Annotated in this window: 15 protein-coding genes; 5 read left to right on the forward strand and 10 right to left on the reverse strand. The window is 44.3% G+C overall.

The window, feature by feature from the left end:
• Positions 1–107 precede the first annotated feature (107 nt).
• The 3 genes from MKY14_RS22755 to MKY14_RS22765 all read left to right on the forward strand — a co-directional run bounded on the left by MKY14_RS22755 (position 108) and on the right by MKY14_RS22765 (position 2,117).
• Positions 108–1,043, forward strand: coding sequence for an MraY family glycosyltransferase (locus MKY14_RS22755; protein ID WP_076129282.1), 936 nt, complete (start codon positions 108–110; stop codon positions 1,041–1,043).
• Between the two features lie 152 nt (positions 1,044–1,195).
• Entirely contained in the window at positions 1,196–1,393 is a 198-nt protein-coding gene (locus tag MKY14_RS22760) for a hypothetical protein (RefSeq protein ID WP_340977377.1), read from the forward strand.
• 385 nt (positions 1,394–1,778) lie between these two features.
• Positions 1,779–2,117 carry a hypothetical protein gene (locus MKY14_RS22765; RefSeq protein ID WP_340977378.1) on the forward strand — a complete coding sequence of 113 codons (339 nt, stop codon included), beginning with the start codon at positions 1,779–1,781 and terminating at the stop codon, positions 2,115–2,117.
• A gap of 163 nt (positions 2,118–2,280) precedes the next feature.
• On the opposite strand, the gene MKY14_RS22770 is transcribed toward MKY14_RS22765, so the two are convergent.
• From MKY14_RS22770 to qoxA, 9 genes are all read right to left on the reverse strand, one after another.
• The gene (locus MKY14_RS22770) at positions 2,281–2,802 is read right to left on the reverse strand and encodes a mismatch-specific DNA-glycosylase (protein WP_340977379.1); all 522 of its coding nucleotides are present in this window, start codon (positions 2,800–2,802) and stop codon (positions 2,281–2,283) included.
• A 143-nt stretch (positions 2,803–2,945) separates the two neighbouring features.
• Entirely contained in the window at positions 2,946–3,395 is a 450-nt protein-coding gene (locus tag MKY14_RS22775; RefSeq protein ID WP_340977380.1) for an RNA 2'-phosphotransferase, read from the reverse strand.
• A 355-nt stretch (positions 3,396–3,750) separates the two neighbouring features.
• Positions 3,751–5,793 (reverse strand): hypothetical protein, encoded by a 2,043-nt coding sequence (locus MKY14_RS22780; protein WP_340977382.1) that lies wholly within the window; start codon positions 5,791–5,793, stop codon positions 3,751–3,753.
• Complete coding sequence (locus tag MKY14_RS22785) at positions 5,747–6,649, reverse strand: ABC transporter ATP-binding protein (protein WP_036680830.1); 903 nt, start codon at positions 6,647–6,649, stop codon at positions 5,747–5,749. The genes MKY14_RS22780 and MKY14_RS22785 overlap by 47 nt, the downstream gene beginning before the upstream one ends.
• Complete coding sequence (locus MKY14_RS22790) at positions 6,642–7,031, reverse strand: GntR family transcriptional regulator (protein WP_076129581.1); 390 nt, start codon at positions 7,029–7,031, stop codon at positions 6,642–6,644. The genes MKY14_RS22785 and MKY14_RS22790 overlap by 8 nt, the downstream gene beginning before the upstream one ends.
• Positions 7,032–7,999: 968 nt before the next feature.
• Entirely contained in the window at positions 8,000–8,290 is a 291-nt protein-coding gene (qoxD, locus tag MKY14_RS22795) for a cytochrome aa3 quinol oxidase subunit IV (RefSeq protein WP_036680878.1), read from the reverse strand.
• Positions 8,291–8,294: 4 nt separating this feature from the next.
• Positions 8,295–8,891 (reverse strand): cytochrome aa3 quinol oxidase subunit III, encoded by a 597-nt coding sequence (qoxC, locus tag MKY14_RS22800; protein ID WP_042124373.1) that lies wholly within the window; start codon positions 8,889–8,891, stop codon positions 8,295–8,297.
• A complete protein-coding gene (qoxB, locus tag MKY14_RS22805) occupies positions 8,888–10,831 on the reverse strand; it encodes a cytochrome aa3 quinol oxidase subunit I (protein ID WP_076194156.1) in 1,944 nt (647 codons plus the stop codon). The genes qoxC and qoxB overlap by 4 nt, the downstream gene beginning before the upstream one ends.
• A gap of 38 nt (positions 10,832–10,869) precedes the next feature.
• Positions 10,870–11,889, reverse strand: coding sequence for a cytochrome aa3 quinol oxidase subunit II (qoxA, locus tag MKY14_RS22810; protein ID WP_036680822.1), 1,020 nt, complete (start codon positions 11,887–11,889; stop codon positions 10,870–10,872).
• Between the two features lie 487 nt (positions 11,890–12,376).
• Between qoxA and MKY14_RS22815 the strand changes: the two genes are divergently transcribed.
• Both MKY14_RS22815 and MKY14_RS22820 read left to right on the forward strand, forming a co-directional pair.
• Positions 12,377–13,513, forward strand: a complete 1,137-nt coding sequence (locus MKY14_RS22815) for a polysaccharide deacetylase (RefSeq protein ID WP_076185022.1) — start codon at positions 12,377–12,379, stop codon at positions 13,511–13,513.
• A 1,436-nt stretch (positions 13,514–14,949) separates the two neighbouring features.
• On the forward strand, positions 14,950–15,198 hold the full coding sequence (locus MKY14_RS22820) for a hypothetical protein (protein WP_340977384.1): 249 nt from the start codon (positions 14,950–14,952) through the stop codon (positions 15,196–15,198).
• Between the two features lie 366 nt (positions 15,199–15,564).
• Here the strand turns inward: MKY14_RS22820 and MKY14_RS22825 are convergent, their stop codons facing one another.
• Entirely contained in the window at positions 15,565–17,271 is a 1,707-nt protein-coding gene (locus MKY14_RS22825) for a methyl-accepting chemotaxis protein (RefSeq protein WP_076185021.1), read from the reverse strand.
• Positions 17,272–17,404: the final 133 nt, after the last annotated feature.

Below are 17,404 nucleotides of genomic sequence, written 5' to 3' on the forward strand. Positions count from 1 at the left end.
CACCCCTCACGACAAAATTTTACTTTTTTAAGGTAGATTTAATCGATCTGTGGTATTTTAAAAAGAAAACGGTGGTGAGCGTCATTTTATACGTTTTATCATTTCTAATGTCATTTCTTATCGTCTACTTTCTAATTCCGCCGCTCGGCAAGCTTGCTTTTCGGCTTGATTTTGTGGACAAGCCTCGGCAGGACGTTGAGCGTAAAATTCATAGAGAGCCCATTCCGCTAACGGCCAGCTACGCCATATTCATCGGATTTTTTATCACTTATCTGGTGTTCGCGCGTGATTTCTCCATGGAGACTGTCGCATTATTTGTAGGTGGCGTACTGTTGCTGACCATAGGCACGGTGGATGATTGGTACAAAACGAAAGGCAAAGATTTCCCAGCTCTGCCCAAGTTAATTGTACAAGTTAGCGCAGCGATCCTGGTTTATGTTTCTGGCAATGCCTTTACCGGATTCTACAATCCATTCTCAGGCGATTATATCGTTTTGCCTGTCATTCTATCGTTTCTGCTGACGATTATCTGGATCTTCGGTGTAACCACAGTTATTAATTTCTCGGATGGCATGGACGGTCTGGCTGGTGCCTTGACGGCCATTTCGGCGATTACGTTATTTGTTGTCGCACTGGCAAAGGGGCAATCCTCATCTGCCATTATGGCAATTTCACTGATTGGCGTTACGCTTGCTTATCTGCGCTACAATAAGCCGCCCGCCAAAATCTTTATGGGCGACGCCGGGGCAACCTTTCTCGGCTTCATCCTAGCGGTAATTGCACTCGACGGAGCGTTCAAGCAAGCCACCGTCCTGTCGCTGTTCATTCCGATTCTGGCGCTGGGCGTACCGATCTTCGACAACATTTTTGTCGTAGTCAAACGTTTCATCCAAGGCAAGTCCATTTATCAAGCCGATGCCACCCAGGCTCATTACCGCCTGCTTCGGGCAGGCCTGAACCAGAAGCAGGTCGTTGCCGTGCTTTGCCTGATTAGTGTTTGCCTATCCTTATCCTCTATCATTCTGCTGCTGATTGAGACCTAATGTATTAGGGACTAAGGGCATGTCTCATATACTGAGACTGCCCTTTGAAGTTATAAAAGGAGCAAGATTCCGATATGGAATCTTGCTCCTTTTGTGTTTGAGGGTATTCTAGAGTAGCGAGAGATAGCTAAGATGCGAGAGTTTGCCAGACCTTGCGAGAGCTACGGGATCTGCGGGATCTGCGGGATCTGCGGGATCTGCGGGATCTGCGGGATCTGCGGGATCTGCGGGATCTACGGGATCTGCGGGATCTACAGGGTCTACGAATTTTACGTAGATCCATGGCCAATTCCCCAGCTTTTACTCTTACGGACTCAGGCGCCGTTATTCGTGGATTTTCGGCCATTTAGTCGTGTTTTCGGACTCCAGAGACGCTATCTACCCAAAATGGATTCGGTCTATTTCAATATGCATTGGTGTCCGATAGCGCACAAATTAGAGTGATTTGTTACTTTTAGCGACTCCTGTGTCCTTTAGCTCCATTTGCAGTATTACTGCTAGTCTTTCTAACCTACACTCTGCTGCAAGTGGGAAGAGGATCTCCTAAAAGATCTACGGCGATCTACGGGATCTACAGAGATCCACACAAGCCTTTATTACGGACTCAGGCGCCGTTATTCGTGGATTTTCGGCCATTTTTGTTTTCGGACTCCAGAAACGCTATCTTCAAAATGGACTCATAATCAGACATTGGAGTCCGATAGCACACAAATTGTGACTTGTTACTTTTAGCCTGTGTCCTTTAGCTCCATTTGCAGCGTTACTGCTCAGTCTTTCTATCCTACATTCTGCCGCTGGTTAAAACTCACGGGATCTGCGGGATCTACGGAGATCGGTGATCTACGGGATCTATCTGCGGGATCTGCGGGATCTGATCTGCGGGATCTGCGGGATCTGCGGGATCTGGGAAGAGATCTGCGGGATCTGCGGGATCTGCGGGATCGGGGATCTGCGGGAAAAGATCTATCGGCGATCTATCTGCGGGATCTACAGAGATCCACAGATCTAGCGAACTCTCCAGCCTTTATCCTTACGGACTCAAGCGCCGTTATTCGTGGATTTTCGGCCATTTAGTCGTGTTTTCGGACTCCAGAGACGCTATCTACTCAAAATGGACTCATAATCAGTCAATTTCCACCCAATAGCTGCATCGGAGTCCGATAGCACGCAAATTAGAGTGATTTGTTACTTTTAACGACTCCTGTGTCCTTTAGCACCCTACCTCCGAATACATCAATCACCCATCGTTCTCTTGCGTAAACTCGGCTAATCTGCGATAAATCCCAACTATCTCTTCCATCGGCATTCTAACTAATCCGCTAGAAGAGGGTGCAACAAATTCACGGACACCATCTACCTTTGGAGGCACGTCCCCTTGAAATCCCCAGTTAGCTTTTGTTCTGCGGCTAAACTCTGTATACACACCCTTACCTACAAAACAGGCGATTTGAGGCCGATATTTCTCCAGCTTGGAGCGAAGCATTTCCCGACCCTCCTGGTATTCTTCACGAGTAATATCGTCGATTCCCCGTGTGGGACGGGCAACAATATTTGTAAACCCATAGCCCAGCTTAAGCAAGTCCCCATCCTCAGACGCATCATACAACCGGGGAGTAAGTCCAGACTGATGTAATATTCTCCAGAAATTATTCCGCGGATTCGCGTAATGATGTCCTACCTCGCCAGAACGGATACTAGGATTGAATCCAATAAATACAATCTGTAATCCGTGATCTAAGTGATCTGGAATTTCATCCATGTTATTATGCCTCCTGACCAAACGTCGATCTAGTTCAACTTACGGGGTACACCTTAAGACAGGAAGGCGGTATATGACCTGCCAACCATACCTTATTACCCGCCTTATAAAAGGTTACACCCATTTGACCCGCTCTAATCGTATCAACGGTTAACAATATCAATTTCCCTCTGCGGACTTCCGGCTAAACTGGCAAAATGAGTCCCTTCAGACAAATGAACATACTGCCGTCCCATCGATTGGAGCCCCTCCTCCAAAATCACAGAAAGCACACCAGAATGAGTTCCGTGAAAAAGTATAGCAGGCGGAGTCCCCGGCCCATAAGTGATTTTTGTATGGCTATGCCCGTACCGGGCTTTGATCCGGTCGTCAATGATTTCCAATCGTTGCTTGTCACAATCTGCGACCACTTGCCGAATATCTCCCACAGTCACCTCTGACCATCTAGGAGTGCTTACAATAACAGACAGTAAATCATCCAACCTACAGGAACCATCCTCTGGATCCAAAATAAGACCATATTGCTCCGGGGTATGCCGAAGCAGCTTAGTCATAAATTTACTTAACGACACTTCCGCTGTAATGCTTAACATTATATTTTCACCTCAATTTTTCCTATTTATATTATTCTACAGTAAAGGATCTCTTCGAAGCAGATTCCAGAGGCATTACAGCAATCACACATCCATGTATTACCTCTTACTATGCAAAAAAGACCATGGACTCTATCGTCCATGGTCGGGCTTCACCTAAATACAAAACTCCTTACCAGTTAATACAGCGATGTTATTTTACCGGAAACGAATATACTGGTTCAGAGGCTGACCTGAAAGTTCCATATCATCCTTATCGTATCTCCAAAAGCATAATCCAACTATCCAGTTTATGTCAACCAGTAGTCTTTTATCTGTAATCTTTTACTTACCTTATTCTAAACTTATTCTTAACTTATTCCAACAATGCTTTCAATTCAGGCGTCATATCCGATTCTTTTAACATTACGAAATCGCTATAACCCTCTTTGTACATCAACTTCACAATGTAGTTGCCATTCTCAACACCATAATGGAAATGATGGTCCAAAATATCTGTTAATAATGTCTTATCCTTCGTAACAGCCGTACGATTCTTTTCGCGTGCAAGCGCTACTCTTTGTTCAGGACTAGTAGGGTTCTTAGGTGTTTGCTCGTCCATATAATCATCTTTTATAATCTCTGCCGATTGGATATCTTCAGCTGTTATTCGTATTTTATCGGCATAACCTTTTTCGTTCATCCACTTTTCAAGCTCATGGAAAGAAGATTTCCATGGATAATTATAACCATAACTTGAAGAAACTTGATTGCTGTCCTCTTTTGCCTTTACCTCTATTTGGATATTAGCCACATCAGGTATTCCATCCTTATCTATCTGTACTTCGTAGGACATATTCAAAATTTCGCGTTTGATAATCTCCTTTAGCTCTAAAATTTCCCCGGGATCAGAGATCGCTACTTTTTTATTCCTGTTAGTAACCCACATATAATCCAGGTCTTTGTCTAAGAGAGCTAAATTATACTTTTCATACTTGTAAGCTTCGGTATCCTTAACCGCCTTGAGCTCTGATTCAAACCCCTTATTAGGGATCCAGTATTCCCTCACTAGCTTGTGACCATTCTCCAATTGATAAGCCAGAGTAAAATATTCATAAACGTATTGTTGTGAGGTAAGTTCTGGACGTACCGCAACTACCGCTTGATGGAGTTTACGGACAGCTTCTATATAATCTTTATCATCGGAAAAAGGGTTCTGCCCCATGTAGGGTGTAGTGTACAAATCATCCGTTGGGGCATACAACCGGTAGTTAGCTCCCATATATACACCGCTAATCTTATCACCGGAAGGCACTCTAGCTTCATACCCCGTAACACTTGATACCGGGATATACAGAAGTAACCCTATCATTACCGCATAAACTGCAAACTCAGCTACCATTTTACGCGTCATAATCTGCCATGTTTTCCGAACAATCATTTCTGCGGCAACATAACCAATAATGGCTCCGATGGCATATCCACTAATCACCCAGCCCATTTGCTGTTGCTTCATTTGCGCAAAATAATTACCGGCAATAAGCATGGCGCATAACATAACCCCTGCTTTAAACAGTGGGTTGAAATATCCAAAGGCAATAGCCTGACCCGCTTTTTCCGTATTACGTTTACGGTATAACAGGTACGACAACTCGATAAATAGAAGTGCCAATACCCCATAAATCCATAATTCTGTATTGGTGAAGGGTTTGCCGGTAAAATAATACACGATATGAACAAAAGGAGACCATATCTGCGAAATAGAATCACGCAAGTTAGAGTTTGCATTTGCATATCCATAAAGATACATAGCTAAATGGCTGTGGATTAATGAGATCAGTACAGCAGGAAGAATAAGCAAAATATAAATGATAATTCCCTGAAGAATAGATTGGCCCGTACATATTCCCACAAAAACACTAAAGCAAAAGAGGAACAAAGTCAGAATACTAACTGTAATACACCATTGCCAAATATCTGCGCCTTGAAAAATATAAAAATTACCACTCCACGGCTTAACAACGGCAACCACCCCAGCAGTTAACCAAACAGGCAGCAATAGTAAGGTAAGTCCACTCGTCAGATGAGCTGTAAATAAATGCTCTCTGCGTAAAGGCAGGCTATGCCAAAGATCTGCGGGTGATTTTGCCTGAAGGTATCGGAATAAGAATAGTCCTGCGGCAACTGGGATCGTAATGATAAACAAGGCTTGCACACTACCAGCTATGCGAAATAAATGATCAACTTCCTGCGGTTTTGCATCCGGATTGCTGCTCATGAAGAGCTGTAATGGAAGTGCAAATAATAAGCCGAGTGCATATATAATCCCTATCCAGCCATGCTGGCGGAAGTTCTGGCGAAAAATACTGCTATTAAAGTAGTAATGGCTGCGCATCATATCCGACATCCCCCATTTCATAAATAAAGATCTCTTCTAACGTTAATGGAAGCAAATCGAATACGTATGGCTCGTACACCTGAAAAGCCGCTTTGATCCGTTCACGATCCCCTTTTACAATATATAGGTTCACACTTCCCCGGCGCTCTTGATGCAGAACTTGTAGCTTGGCAGCTAACGGAATCTCATGCCGTTCATCCCGAAACGCCACTTGAATCTTATGTGTATCCGCCTTAAGATCATCCAGATCCTTCTCAATCAACATCTTCCCACCATGCATAATCCCAACATGATCGCACAGATCTTCAATCTCACGAAGGTTATGGGAAGATATGATTACCGTCAGCTCGCGTTCAGCAACCTCCTGAAATAGCAGGTTTTTGATCTGACGCCGCATCACCGGATCTAATCCGTCAATCGGTTCATCCATAATCAGCACATCCGGCATACAGCTTAAACATAACCAAAATGACGCTTGCCGCTGCATCCCTTTGGAGAAACGACTGAGTTTGCGTTTTTTATCGAGCTGAAATACGGTTCCCAAATCTTCAAAACGCTTCTGATTCCAGCTCGGATAAATCGAGCGATAGAAGGCCGCCATTTGCAGCATGGTGGATTGTGGGAAAAAGTAAGGAGCATCCGGCATAAAAATAACCCGTTGCTTAGTCGTCGGGTGTTCGAATACCGCTTCACCATCCACCCGCACGGTCCCCTTATCTGGAGAGTAGATGCCCGCCAATGTTTTGAGCAGCGTTGTTTTGCCAGCGCCATTAGAGCCGAGCAGCCCATAAATTGTTCCTTTATGTACCGTTAAAGAGATATCGTCGACTGCCTTCTCGCCTTGAAATAACTTGCTGACTCCCCGAATCTCAATCATCACTCTTCCCTCCTTCTCTTTGCTTCTCCACTTGTTGGTACAAAGAACTAATCTCAGCTGCGGTGAACCCAAGGTATACCGCCTCCGCCATCAGCCTCAGCAACTCGTTCCGGACTTCCGCTTTTTTGATCGCATTTTGTTCTTTTTTCACTGGGGCTACAAAACTTCCTTTCCCCTGTAATGAATAGATATATCCCTCACGTTCCAATTCACGGTAAGCCTTCTGAATCGTATTGGGATTCACGGTTAGCTGCTGGGATAACGTCCTTACAGAAGGTAGCTGTTCATCCGTCTGCAAAATACCATGCAGAATCATCTCCTTGACCTTATCGGTCAGCTGCTCATAAATCGGCTTCCGACTACGAACGTCCAGTTCGAACATAACTTCCCTCCTTCCACTATCTTGCATTAAATCCATTACGATGTGTACTAACTGTACTACTATTATTAATACAGTTTGTTTTATATGTCAACAAAAAATCCCCAAGATTATCCTTTGGGGATCTATCTATCTCTTACTATTAATCAAAATTACGTCCGATCGCGCCGAGCCAACCTCATCCACAGTAGTTTTAGGACCCTGATGACGCTGATTTCTGCTTATAAGGTCATCTGAGTCCGATTGCGCCAAGCTAGCCTTGTCTCCCGGGGCTTTCGGACCCAGATGACGCTATTCGCACATTTTCCGCCTTTTGAGCGAAGTTTCGGACTCCACTGCAGCTATTGTCTAGAAAGGTGCTCATTTTGGGCGTTTTACACACCAATAGCGGCTTTGGGGTCCGTTACTACTCCAAATGCCGCTGATTCCAGCTTTTAAGCTCAACTGAGTCCGATCGCGCCAAGCCCCCTTATCCCCCGCGGCTTTCGGACCCAGATGCCGCTATTCGCACATTTTCCGCCTTTTGAGCGAAGTTTCGGACTCCAGTGCAACTATTGCCTAGAAAGGCGCTCATTTTGGGCGTTTTACACACCAATAGCGGCTTTGGGGTCCGTTACAACTCCAAATGACGCTAATTCATGCTTTTAAGCTCATCTGAGTCCGATCGCGCCGAGCCAATCTCGTCCACAGTAGTTTTAGGACCCTGATGACGCTGTTTCCCGCTTTTAAGCTCCTCTGAGTCCGATCGCACCGAGCCAACCTCATCCCCCGTAGCTTTCGGACTCAAATGACGCTATTCGCACATTTTCCGCCTATTGAGCGAAGTTTCGGAGTCCCGTGCAGCTATTGCCTAAAAAGATGCTCATTTCCGGGCATCCGCTACAACTAACCTCCGAAATAAACGCAAAAAAAGAGACGTCCCTAAGCCATTTTGGCTTTAGAGACGTCCCTTTGAGTATTAGTGTCTGTAATTAAGCATACCAGCCCCATACGAAGATGAAGAGCGTACCGAATATCGTAACTAGACCAACGAATAAGGCATAGGCGATATTGATGTAAAGTTCTTTCTTGGTATCTGCTGATTCACCAATATGCATGAACAGGAAGAGCTGCAAGGAAGCCTGAATGAGGGCTGTAACAAGCAGGATAGCCATGTTCGCAGTGTTGGATAGATCAAGGTAGATTACAGCAAGTGCAGCCACAGAAAGGACAAGAGAGGCTAAGAAACCCATCACATGGCGAATTGGAAACAATTGCTTCATCATGCTACATCAGTCCTTTCAGATAGACGAAGCTGAAAATAAAGATCCAGACAACGTCCAAGAAATGCCAGTACAGCGAGAAGATAAAGGATTTATTGGCCGTAGCCGGATTAATACCTTGACGCTTCAACTGGATTAGAATAGCCGCACCCCACAGGAACCCGAACGATACGTGAGCTCCGTGTGTTCCCAGCAGTACAAAAAGACTGGATAGGAAACCACTGGTTTGAAGTGTAGCCCCTTCGTGAACATAAGTGACAAACTCCGTGATTTCAATACCAAGGAAGCCGAGACCCATTAGAAGGGTTAGTCCGAAAAAGACCATCATGGCTTTTTGGTAACCATGCCGCATGGCATGAACTGCAAGACCAATCGTGAACGAACTTGTCAGCAGCAGCAATGTTTCGATCATTACTGGACCAATTTCGAAAAGATCCGGCCCGCTAGGGCCGCTGGCAAAACGGTCTACCATTACAAAATAAACAGTGAACAACGTAGCGAACAGTGCAATCTCCGCTCCTAGAAAAACCCAGAAGCCAAAGATTTTATTACTATTCTCTTCTGTTGAGTATTCAAGCGGCTTAGACGCATCTATTTTCATACTGTCTCACCCCGCAATTTCTTTTCAGTAGCAATAACTTCTTCTGCTGGGATGTAGAATCCGTGATCCCGATCAAAGGACATAGCAGCTAGAACAATGAGGATACCTACTCCAGAGAGGATCGCTGGAATCCAAAGACTGAAGACCAGAGAGAACCCTGCTATGAAGAAGATAACACCCAGAATAAATGGTTTTCCTGTGTTGCTAGGCATATGAATCTTAGTAATCTTATCTTCAAAAAGCGGTACTTTATCTTGTTTAGCAGACCAGTAAGCATCGCGTGTTTTTACATTTGGAACCACTGCGAAGTTGTAAGCTGGAATCGGGCTTTTCGTTGCCCATTCCAAAGTACGTGCATCCCACGGATCTCCATCAGTATCTCTTGGTTCGTAACGAGTACTCCAGTAAATGTTATAAACCAGGATTACAAATCCAATAGCGAGACCGATCGCACCTACGAATGAGACCATACTCAGCGGGCCAAATCCGGTATCCGCAGAATAGGTGTATTGTCGGCGGGTCATACCCTTAAGTCCGAGAATAAACAGCGGGAAGAACGATACGTTAAAGGAAATGATAATCCACCAGAAGGCATGCTTGCCAAGACGTTCATTCAGACGGAAACCGAATACTTTAGGGAACCAGTAATGGAACCCTGCGATAACGGCGAAGACCGCACCTGGAATAAGAACGTAGTGGAAATGGGCAACCAGGAACATCGTATTATGGTACTGGTAATCGGCACTGGCCATAGCCAACATGACACCTGTTACCCCACCAATCGTAAAGATCGGAATAAAGGCCAGGGTGTATAGCATAGGTGTCGTAAAGGTTATTCGCCCTTTTCGTAAGGTAAATAGCCAGTTAAATATTTTCACACCTGTTGGTACGGCAATCGCCATGGTTGTAATCGAGAAGAAGCTGTTAACCATAGCACCTTGACCCATTGTATAGAAATGGTGAGCCCATACTAGGAAGGACAAGAGGGAAATGATCAACATACTGAATACCATGGATGTATATCCATACAGGTTCTTTTTAGAGAAGGTGGCGATAATTTCACTATAAATACCGAATGCCGGTAAGACAACGATATATACTTCAGGGTGACCCCATACCCAGAACAGGTTGGCCCATAACATATCCATACCGCCATTGGCCATCGTAAAGAATTGAGAGCCGAACAACCGGTCGAACATCATCAATGCGAGTGCAACCGTAAGCACAGGGAATGCGAATACGATAATTACGTTGGTGATCAATACGGACCAAGTAAACATCGGCATTTTCATCAACTTCATGCCTGGTGCACGCATTTTCAGAATCGTTACAATAAAGTTAACGCCTGTGAGGAGCGTACCAATACCTGAAATTTGTAGTGCGAGCGAGTAATAGTTATTACCCACCGTTGGACTGAACTCTAAACTTGCTAGCGGGAAATATGCGGACCAACCAGCATCTGGCGATCCCCCGATAACAAACGAAATGTTAAGCAGCATAGCTCCAAAGAAGAAGAGCCAGAAGCTGACAGCATTCAGACGCGGGAAGGCAACGTCTCTAGCACCGATTTGCAGCGGAACGATAACATTCATCAGACCGATAATAAACGGCATGGCCATAAAAAGGATCATAATCAAGCCGTGTGTTGTAAATACCTCGTTGTAATGCTGTGCGTCAAGAAATTTCATGTCCGGGGCTGCTGTTTGCAGCTTCATCATAATAGCGTCAACGCCGCCGCGGAAAAGCATAAGCAATGCAGCGAGGATATACATAATCCCAATACGTTTGTGGTCAACAGTAGTCAACCATTCGCGCCATAAATATCCCCATTTTTTAAAATAGGTCAGGCCGACGATAATCCCGATTGTAGCCAGAACAATACTTGCCATAGCTCCGTATATCAGGGGTTCGCCGTGGACCTTAAATTTATCCCAATCCATTAGGAATCGCTCCTTTCAAGTTGTTCAATTAACATTGACTAGTGTCCGTCATGTGTTGTGCTCTCTTCTAATGGAGAACTAGGTGTCGGCTCATCCAGTTCTGGATTAGGCTCGGTGTTGAATTCCGTCTCGCTGGATGGTGCTGGAGTCGGGTGAATTTCTTTATTATCCTGATGCTCCATACTTCCGTTATCCGTATCCATTTCAGTGCCACCATTACTCATATGGTCACCATGGCTTCCCGGAGGCGGGCTAAAGGATAAGTGAGTATTCGTATACGTTTTACGTCCGACATGTTCCATTTCCAAAAGACCTTTAAATTCATCTTCCGTCAGTGGACCCGCCGTTTCTTTAACGTCTTTCACCCATTCCTGATAGTCCTTATCTGTCATCGCAAGTGTTTCAAACTCCATGTGGGCAAAGCCCTTACCATTAAAGTTCGCATTTCTTCCGACATAAGAACCTACAGTATCAGCTGAAAGATGCAAGGTTGTGATCATGTCGCTCATCGCGTATTTTTGTCCTCCCAATTGTGGGATCCAAAGACTTGAGATCGTACCGAAAGAATACAATCTGAACTCTACAGCGCGGTGAACTGGAATGTTAACGTAGTTTACTGTTTCGATACCTTCTTCTGGGTAGCTGAAATGCCATTTCCAGTTAGAGGAGGAAGCATAAATTACTAGCGGTTTCTGATCTTTATAATCCGCTGCAACATTTTCTACATCTACTGTTGTTTTGACGGTGACTACGGAGAGGAATGCCACGATAATAATCGGAATGGTAATCCAGATAGCCTCCAGCCATTTGTTTCCTTCCTCGTGAGGAGGAATATAATCTTCGTTGCTTTTTTTAGCACGGTATTTCAAAAGCACAAAGACATATAAGATGTAGACAACTGCCAGAACGCCGAGCATCATAACAATGGAGAGAATGATCGTGTCAGATAAAGTTCTTGCAGCCGGCCCCTTCGGATTCAGAACAGCGATTGAACTGCATCCTGGCAAGAGTAAAATTAGGCTGAGAAATAAAGCGTATAACGGTCCCTTTTTGTTCATGCTTAAGCTCCTTCCTTCAATACTTCTTTTATTAACCCTCAACATTAACCTTAATATATAGTAAGAATTTATGGGGAAGAAAGCAAAAGACTTATTTTTCCATTTAGCCTAAAAAAGACCTTAATAATGGCGAACAAGTTAAATATGTGTGATCAATTTGTTACAAGTTTCTAATAGTATGATAAAGATCACTGTAACGGCGCTGTTTATGGGTTGAAAAATTCCGTTCAAACTTTGTTCAATAGTTTACTAAAGTTGCTAATTTAGACACATCTATTCTGCGCAAAACGGGGTGATTTTAACCATTTTTTGTTGATGCGCCAGTATTTAGCCGGAGTCGCGTGCTTTTTATGATTGTGGTTGAAATCACAGTTAACTTCTAAAAGGTAACAAATTATTCTGCTGGGGGTTACAATCTCTCAAATTTCATTCTATCAATGTATGATAAGGTAATAGACAAATATACATAGATAGGAGATTTTTGACGATGTCTTTAAAGAAAGTATGGCTATTATTAATCGTATTATTCATTGGTTCCGGATCAATACGAGCGATAGATTCAGTGAATGCAGCAGGTGCAGGCTCCCTTAGGTTAGGTGTGAACGATAAGTTAACAACTATTGAAGCAGTTTCGGTAAAAGATACCTATTACGTTCCTCTACGTGATCTATCACAGGAACTTAAGTTAACGCTAACTGGAGTGAGCGATGGGATAAAAGTTACAGGTCAGAACAGATCAATCAAACTGCTGAATGATCATGCAACAGCTACTCTAGGCGATGGAAAGACCATATCCATGAGTACATTTTTGAAAAACGGAAAAACAATGGTTCCACTGAAATTGACCTCTTATCTTGGTTTTGGAATTTCCTTTAAAGCAGATCAATATTTATTGCGTGTAAAAGACGGCTCGGCTACATTAGATGATGCAACATTTGTAAGTAAGTTTAAAAAGGAATTGAAGCCAACCGCAACTCCTGGAACTTCTACGCCAACTGTTGGGAAGCAAGGTAAGACCGTATACCTCACCTTTGATGATGGGCCAACGGCTACAACTTCTACATTGCTTGATATTTTGGCAAAATATGATGCGAAGGCAACTTTTTTCATGATCGGACCGAATATGAACCAGCATACTGCGCAAGTGAAACGGATTGCGAATGAAGGGCATGCTCTCGCATTGCATGGAATGACGCACCGGAAAGAGAAGTTTTATGCTTCACCTGCGGCTGCGCTGGGAGAGATGGATAACGATAATGCCATTTTGAAAAAGATTACAGGTCAAAGCACTACACTGATTCGTCCTCCTTATGGAAGCAAGCCTTATTTCACAAAGGCCTTTAGAGATAAAGTCTTGGCTCAAGGTTATCATCTATGGGATTGGAACGTGGACTCAGAGGATTGGAAATACAAGGATGCTAGTACGACGATCTATAATTCGGTAATGAATCAGGTTCATAAGCTGCAGAAATCGCAGACCAATCCAGTGATTCTGATGCATGATCAAAAAGCTACGCTTAAAGTACTTCCGCGTATCTTAGAGTCATTGAAAAAAGAAGGATATACATTCCACGTCATTAGCTCAGATCTGAAACCTCTGAATTTCTGGAAGGATACACGCTGAGTTTTTCAAAAAAATCAAGAGGGAATCCCAACAGCTGTGAACTAGCTATTGGGATTCCCTCTTTTTTTGGTCTTGAACTAAACACTAATTTTTGTTTAATCCAACCACATTCATGCTCCCGAATTTTTCTATCGGACCCAGATGACCTTAATTGCTGGATTTGCCTCTATTTCGGGTGTTATCGGTCCACATAGCCGCTATTGGTGCGAAAAACACCTGTTATCAGCGTTTTCCACACCAGTAGCTGCACTCGTGTCCGAAACTTTGCTCCAATGGCGATAAATGGGCAAATAGCGGCTGCTGAGTCCTAAACTTCGCTCCTATGGCGACAAATATGCGAATAGCAGCTACTGTGTAGTCCGAAACTCCACTCCCAAGCCACTAAATGAGCGAATGGCGTCTGCTGTGTCCGATAGCCTATGGGGATGAGTATGGGCCCACGCTATCGGACGCAGATGACCTTAATTGCTGGATTTAGCTATATTTCAGATGCTATCGGACCTCATAGCCGCTATTGGTGCAAAAAACACCAGTTATCAGTGTTTTCCACACCAATAGCTGCATTGGAGTCCGAAACTTTGCTCCTATGGCGATAATTGGGCAAATAGCGGCTACTGAGTCCGATAGCATATGGGGATGAGTATGAGCCCACGCTATCGGACTCAGATGACCTTAATTGCTGGATTTAGCTATATTTCGGATGCTATCGGACCACATAGCCTCTATTGGTGCGAAAAACACCAGTTATCAGCGTTTTCCACACCAATAGTTGCACTGGAGTCCGAAACTTCGCTCCAATGGCGATAAATATGGAAATAGCGGCTGCTGAGTCCTAAACTCCACTCCCAAGCCACTAAATGAGCGAATGGCGTCTGCTGTGTCCGCCAAACCAGTTGGGATGAGTATGAGTCCACGCATCGGACCCAGATGACCTTAATTGCTGGATTTAGCTACATTTCGGATGCTATAGGACCTCATAGCCGCTATTGGTGCAATAACCACCAGTTACCAGTGTTTTCCACACCAATAGTTGCACTGGAGTCCGAAACTTTGCTACAAAGGCGATAAATGGGCAAATAGCGGCTACTGAGTCCGATAGCATATGGGGATGAGTATGAGCCCACGCTATCGGACTCAGATGACCTTAATTGCTGGATTTAGCTATATTTCGGATACTATCGGACCTCATAGCCGCTATTGGTGCAAAAAACACCAGTTATCAGCGTTTTCCACACCAATAGCTGCACTGGTGTCCGAAACTTCGCTATAAAGGCGATAAATGTGCAAATAGCGGCTACTGAGTCCGATAGCATATGGGGATGGGTATGAGCCCACGCATCGGACCCAGATGACCTTAAACTGGGGAATATCAAGTAGACAGTGTGTTTGAAAAACTAGAGATCAGCCGGGAACACTAGGGGTACGGGGTATGGGGTATGGGGTACGGGGTACGGGGTACGGGGTACGGGGTACGGGGTACGGGGTACGGGGTACGGGGTACGGGGTACGGGGTACGGGGTACGGGGTACGGGGTACGGGGTACGGGGTACGGGGTACGGGGTACGGGGTACGGGGTACGGGGTACGGGGTACGGGATACGAGTTACGGGGTACGGGGTACGGGGTACGGGATACGAGTTACGGGGTACGGGGTTACGATGTATGAGCATACCGATCATCTCCTAGGTTTTTATTGTTTCCACGCCTCCGTCTTACCACTAGTGTGGGCTGGAGATCACATAGCATATGTTTGCCCGCAACCTGCTGGGACCAACTTACGTCTATACGCTCCTGACCTACTGAGATCAACTTTCATCTCTCCCCCCTTGACCTACTGAGACCTGCTTACATCTCTCCCCCCTTGACCCGCTGAAACCAGCTTACATCTATCCGCTCCTGACCTACTGAGACCAGCTTACATCCCTCCCCCTTGACCAACTGAGATCAGTTGGCTCGCACTTGCTCCCAATCTGCTATAATTACAAACAGCAGAGCAGCGATCTCCGTTACTGGAGAACCGCTGCTCTGCTGGTTTTAACAATATTATGAAGCCTATAGTTTGAAGCTGGACAATGTCTTTTGCAGATCTTCTGCGAGCACCGCTAAATACTGAGCTGAAGCTGACATTTCCTCCATTGCGGATAGTTGCTCCTGACTCGCTGCACTTGTGTCCTGAACACCTTCTGCACCTTTGCTAGATATAACGTTGACCTGTTCCATAGCTGCTGCCACACCTTGTGATTCCATGGCTACATGAGCAACCGCTTCTCTAATCTCCGCTGTCTGTAAGGTAGCTTCTTTAATGGAAGTCTGAATCTCATGAAAAGCTTGAGATACCAGATGACTTTGAACTACGCCATTGGTGACTAGCTCAGTACCCAAAGCCATGGATTCTACTGCGCTTTCGGTTTGCTTTTGGATATGTGTAATAATATCTGTAACCCGCAAAGAACTATTTCTAGTTGCTTCCGCCAGATTACGAATTTCTCCAGCAACTACAGCAAATCCCCGTCCATGCTCACCAGCCCGTGCTGCTTCTATAGAAGCATTGAGCGCAAGCAGATTCGTCTGTGTAGCAATACCGTTAATCGTTGTAATAATTGTATTAATCTCTTGTGACAATGTCCCTAGATTAGAAACAATCTCCTGACTCTGAGTTACACTGAGGTCAATTTCCTTCATCTGCACAATGATTTGGTCTACAGCCTCTACTCCACGATCCGATGAACCGGAAACTACTCCCATAAGATCCGACATTTCATAGCTGCTGCCCTCTACGGCTGCAATATCATTGGTCATTGCTTTTATTGAACGTGTTGTACTGTTAATGCTCTCTGTCTGCTCATCAAATCCCGCAGCAATCTCTCCAGAAGATACAGCGATCATTTGTGAAGCCAATGAGGTCTGCTCAGCACTAGCGCTCATCTCTTCCGATGAAGCTGACAGCAGTTCTGCACTCTCTGCAATCCCTTGCATCATCTTCCGCAAGCCCTGCAGCATATTGTTAAATGAACTGTTAATTTGGCCGATCTCATCCTTAGCGGTGTAAGTTGCTACCACAGTCAAATCTCCATCTTCTGCCCGCTTCATTAGTCCTTGCAGTTCTTTAAGGGGTTTTGTTATCAGTCGAATAATTGCAATACTAATTACGAAACAAATCACCCAGGCGAACGTAATCATTATGGTATTGTTTACCCGCATGCTTTTAGCGGTTGCCATGGAATCTGAATTGTGTTCATCAGCATCTTTAAGCAAAGAATCACTAATTCCTTTAAGTAGGTTGATCATTTTTTCACGGGATTCGTTAAATTCGCCTGAAAATACTTTATAGGCCTCTTGATTATGATTACTATCAGCAATCTTTATAATGTTATCCCGCTGTGCACGATAATCTGGCAAAAAGGATTCATACTCTTTGATTTTACTTACAATAGCAGGATCATTATACTGAATCGCTTTCACCTTGTTCATAAGTTCATTATTATCCTGAACCTTCACTTGGATACTCTCAGAAAGTTCTTTGTTTTTGCTGGCATTTACGCTAATCAAACGCTCCAAAAGATAGGATTCAATAGCCCGATTATTCGTACGCATCTGCCCTACGTAAGAAACAGGCAATAAATTTTCATTATATGTCTCATTTGTTTTTTCGGCCATTTGGGTCATCGTAATGATGCCTATGCCACCTACAACATTAACCATGATTACAGCGAATACCAAAAGCAACCCTATTTTGTATTTCACTTTCAAATTTTTCATCTACACTCCGCCTTCACATTATCTTATGATCTATCTATTTTTATCGGTCGGAAGGGCTAAGAGTTTGATGATTTTTTAAATATTGTGTCGAATAAAAGTATATATTGTCATAAAACGACTTTCCTCAAATATA

It is taken from the genome of Paenibacillus sp. FSL R5-0887, assembly GCF_038002305.1.
Taxonomy (GTDB): Bacteria; Bacillota; Bacilli; order Paenibacillales; family Paenibacillaceae; genus Paenibacillus_AQ; species Paenibacillus_AQ odorifer.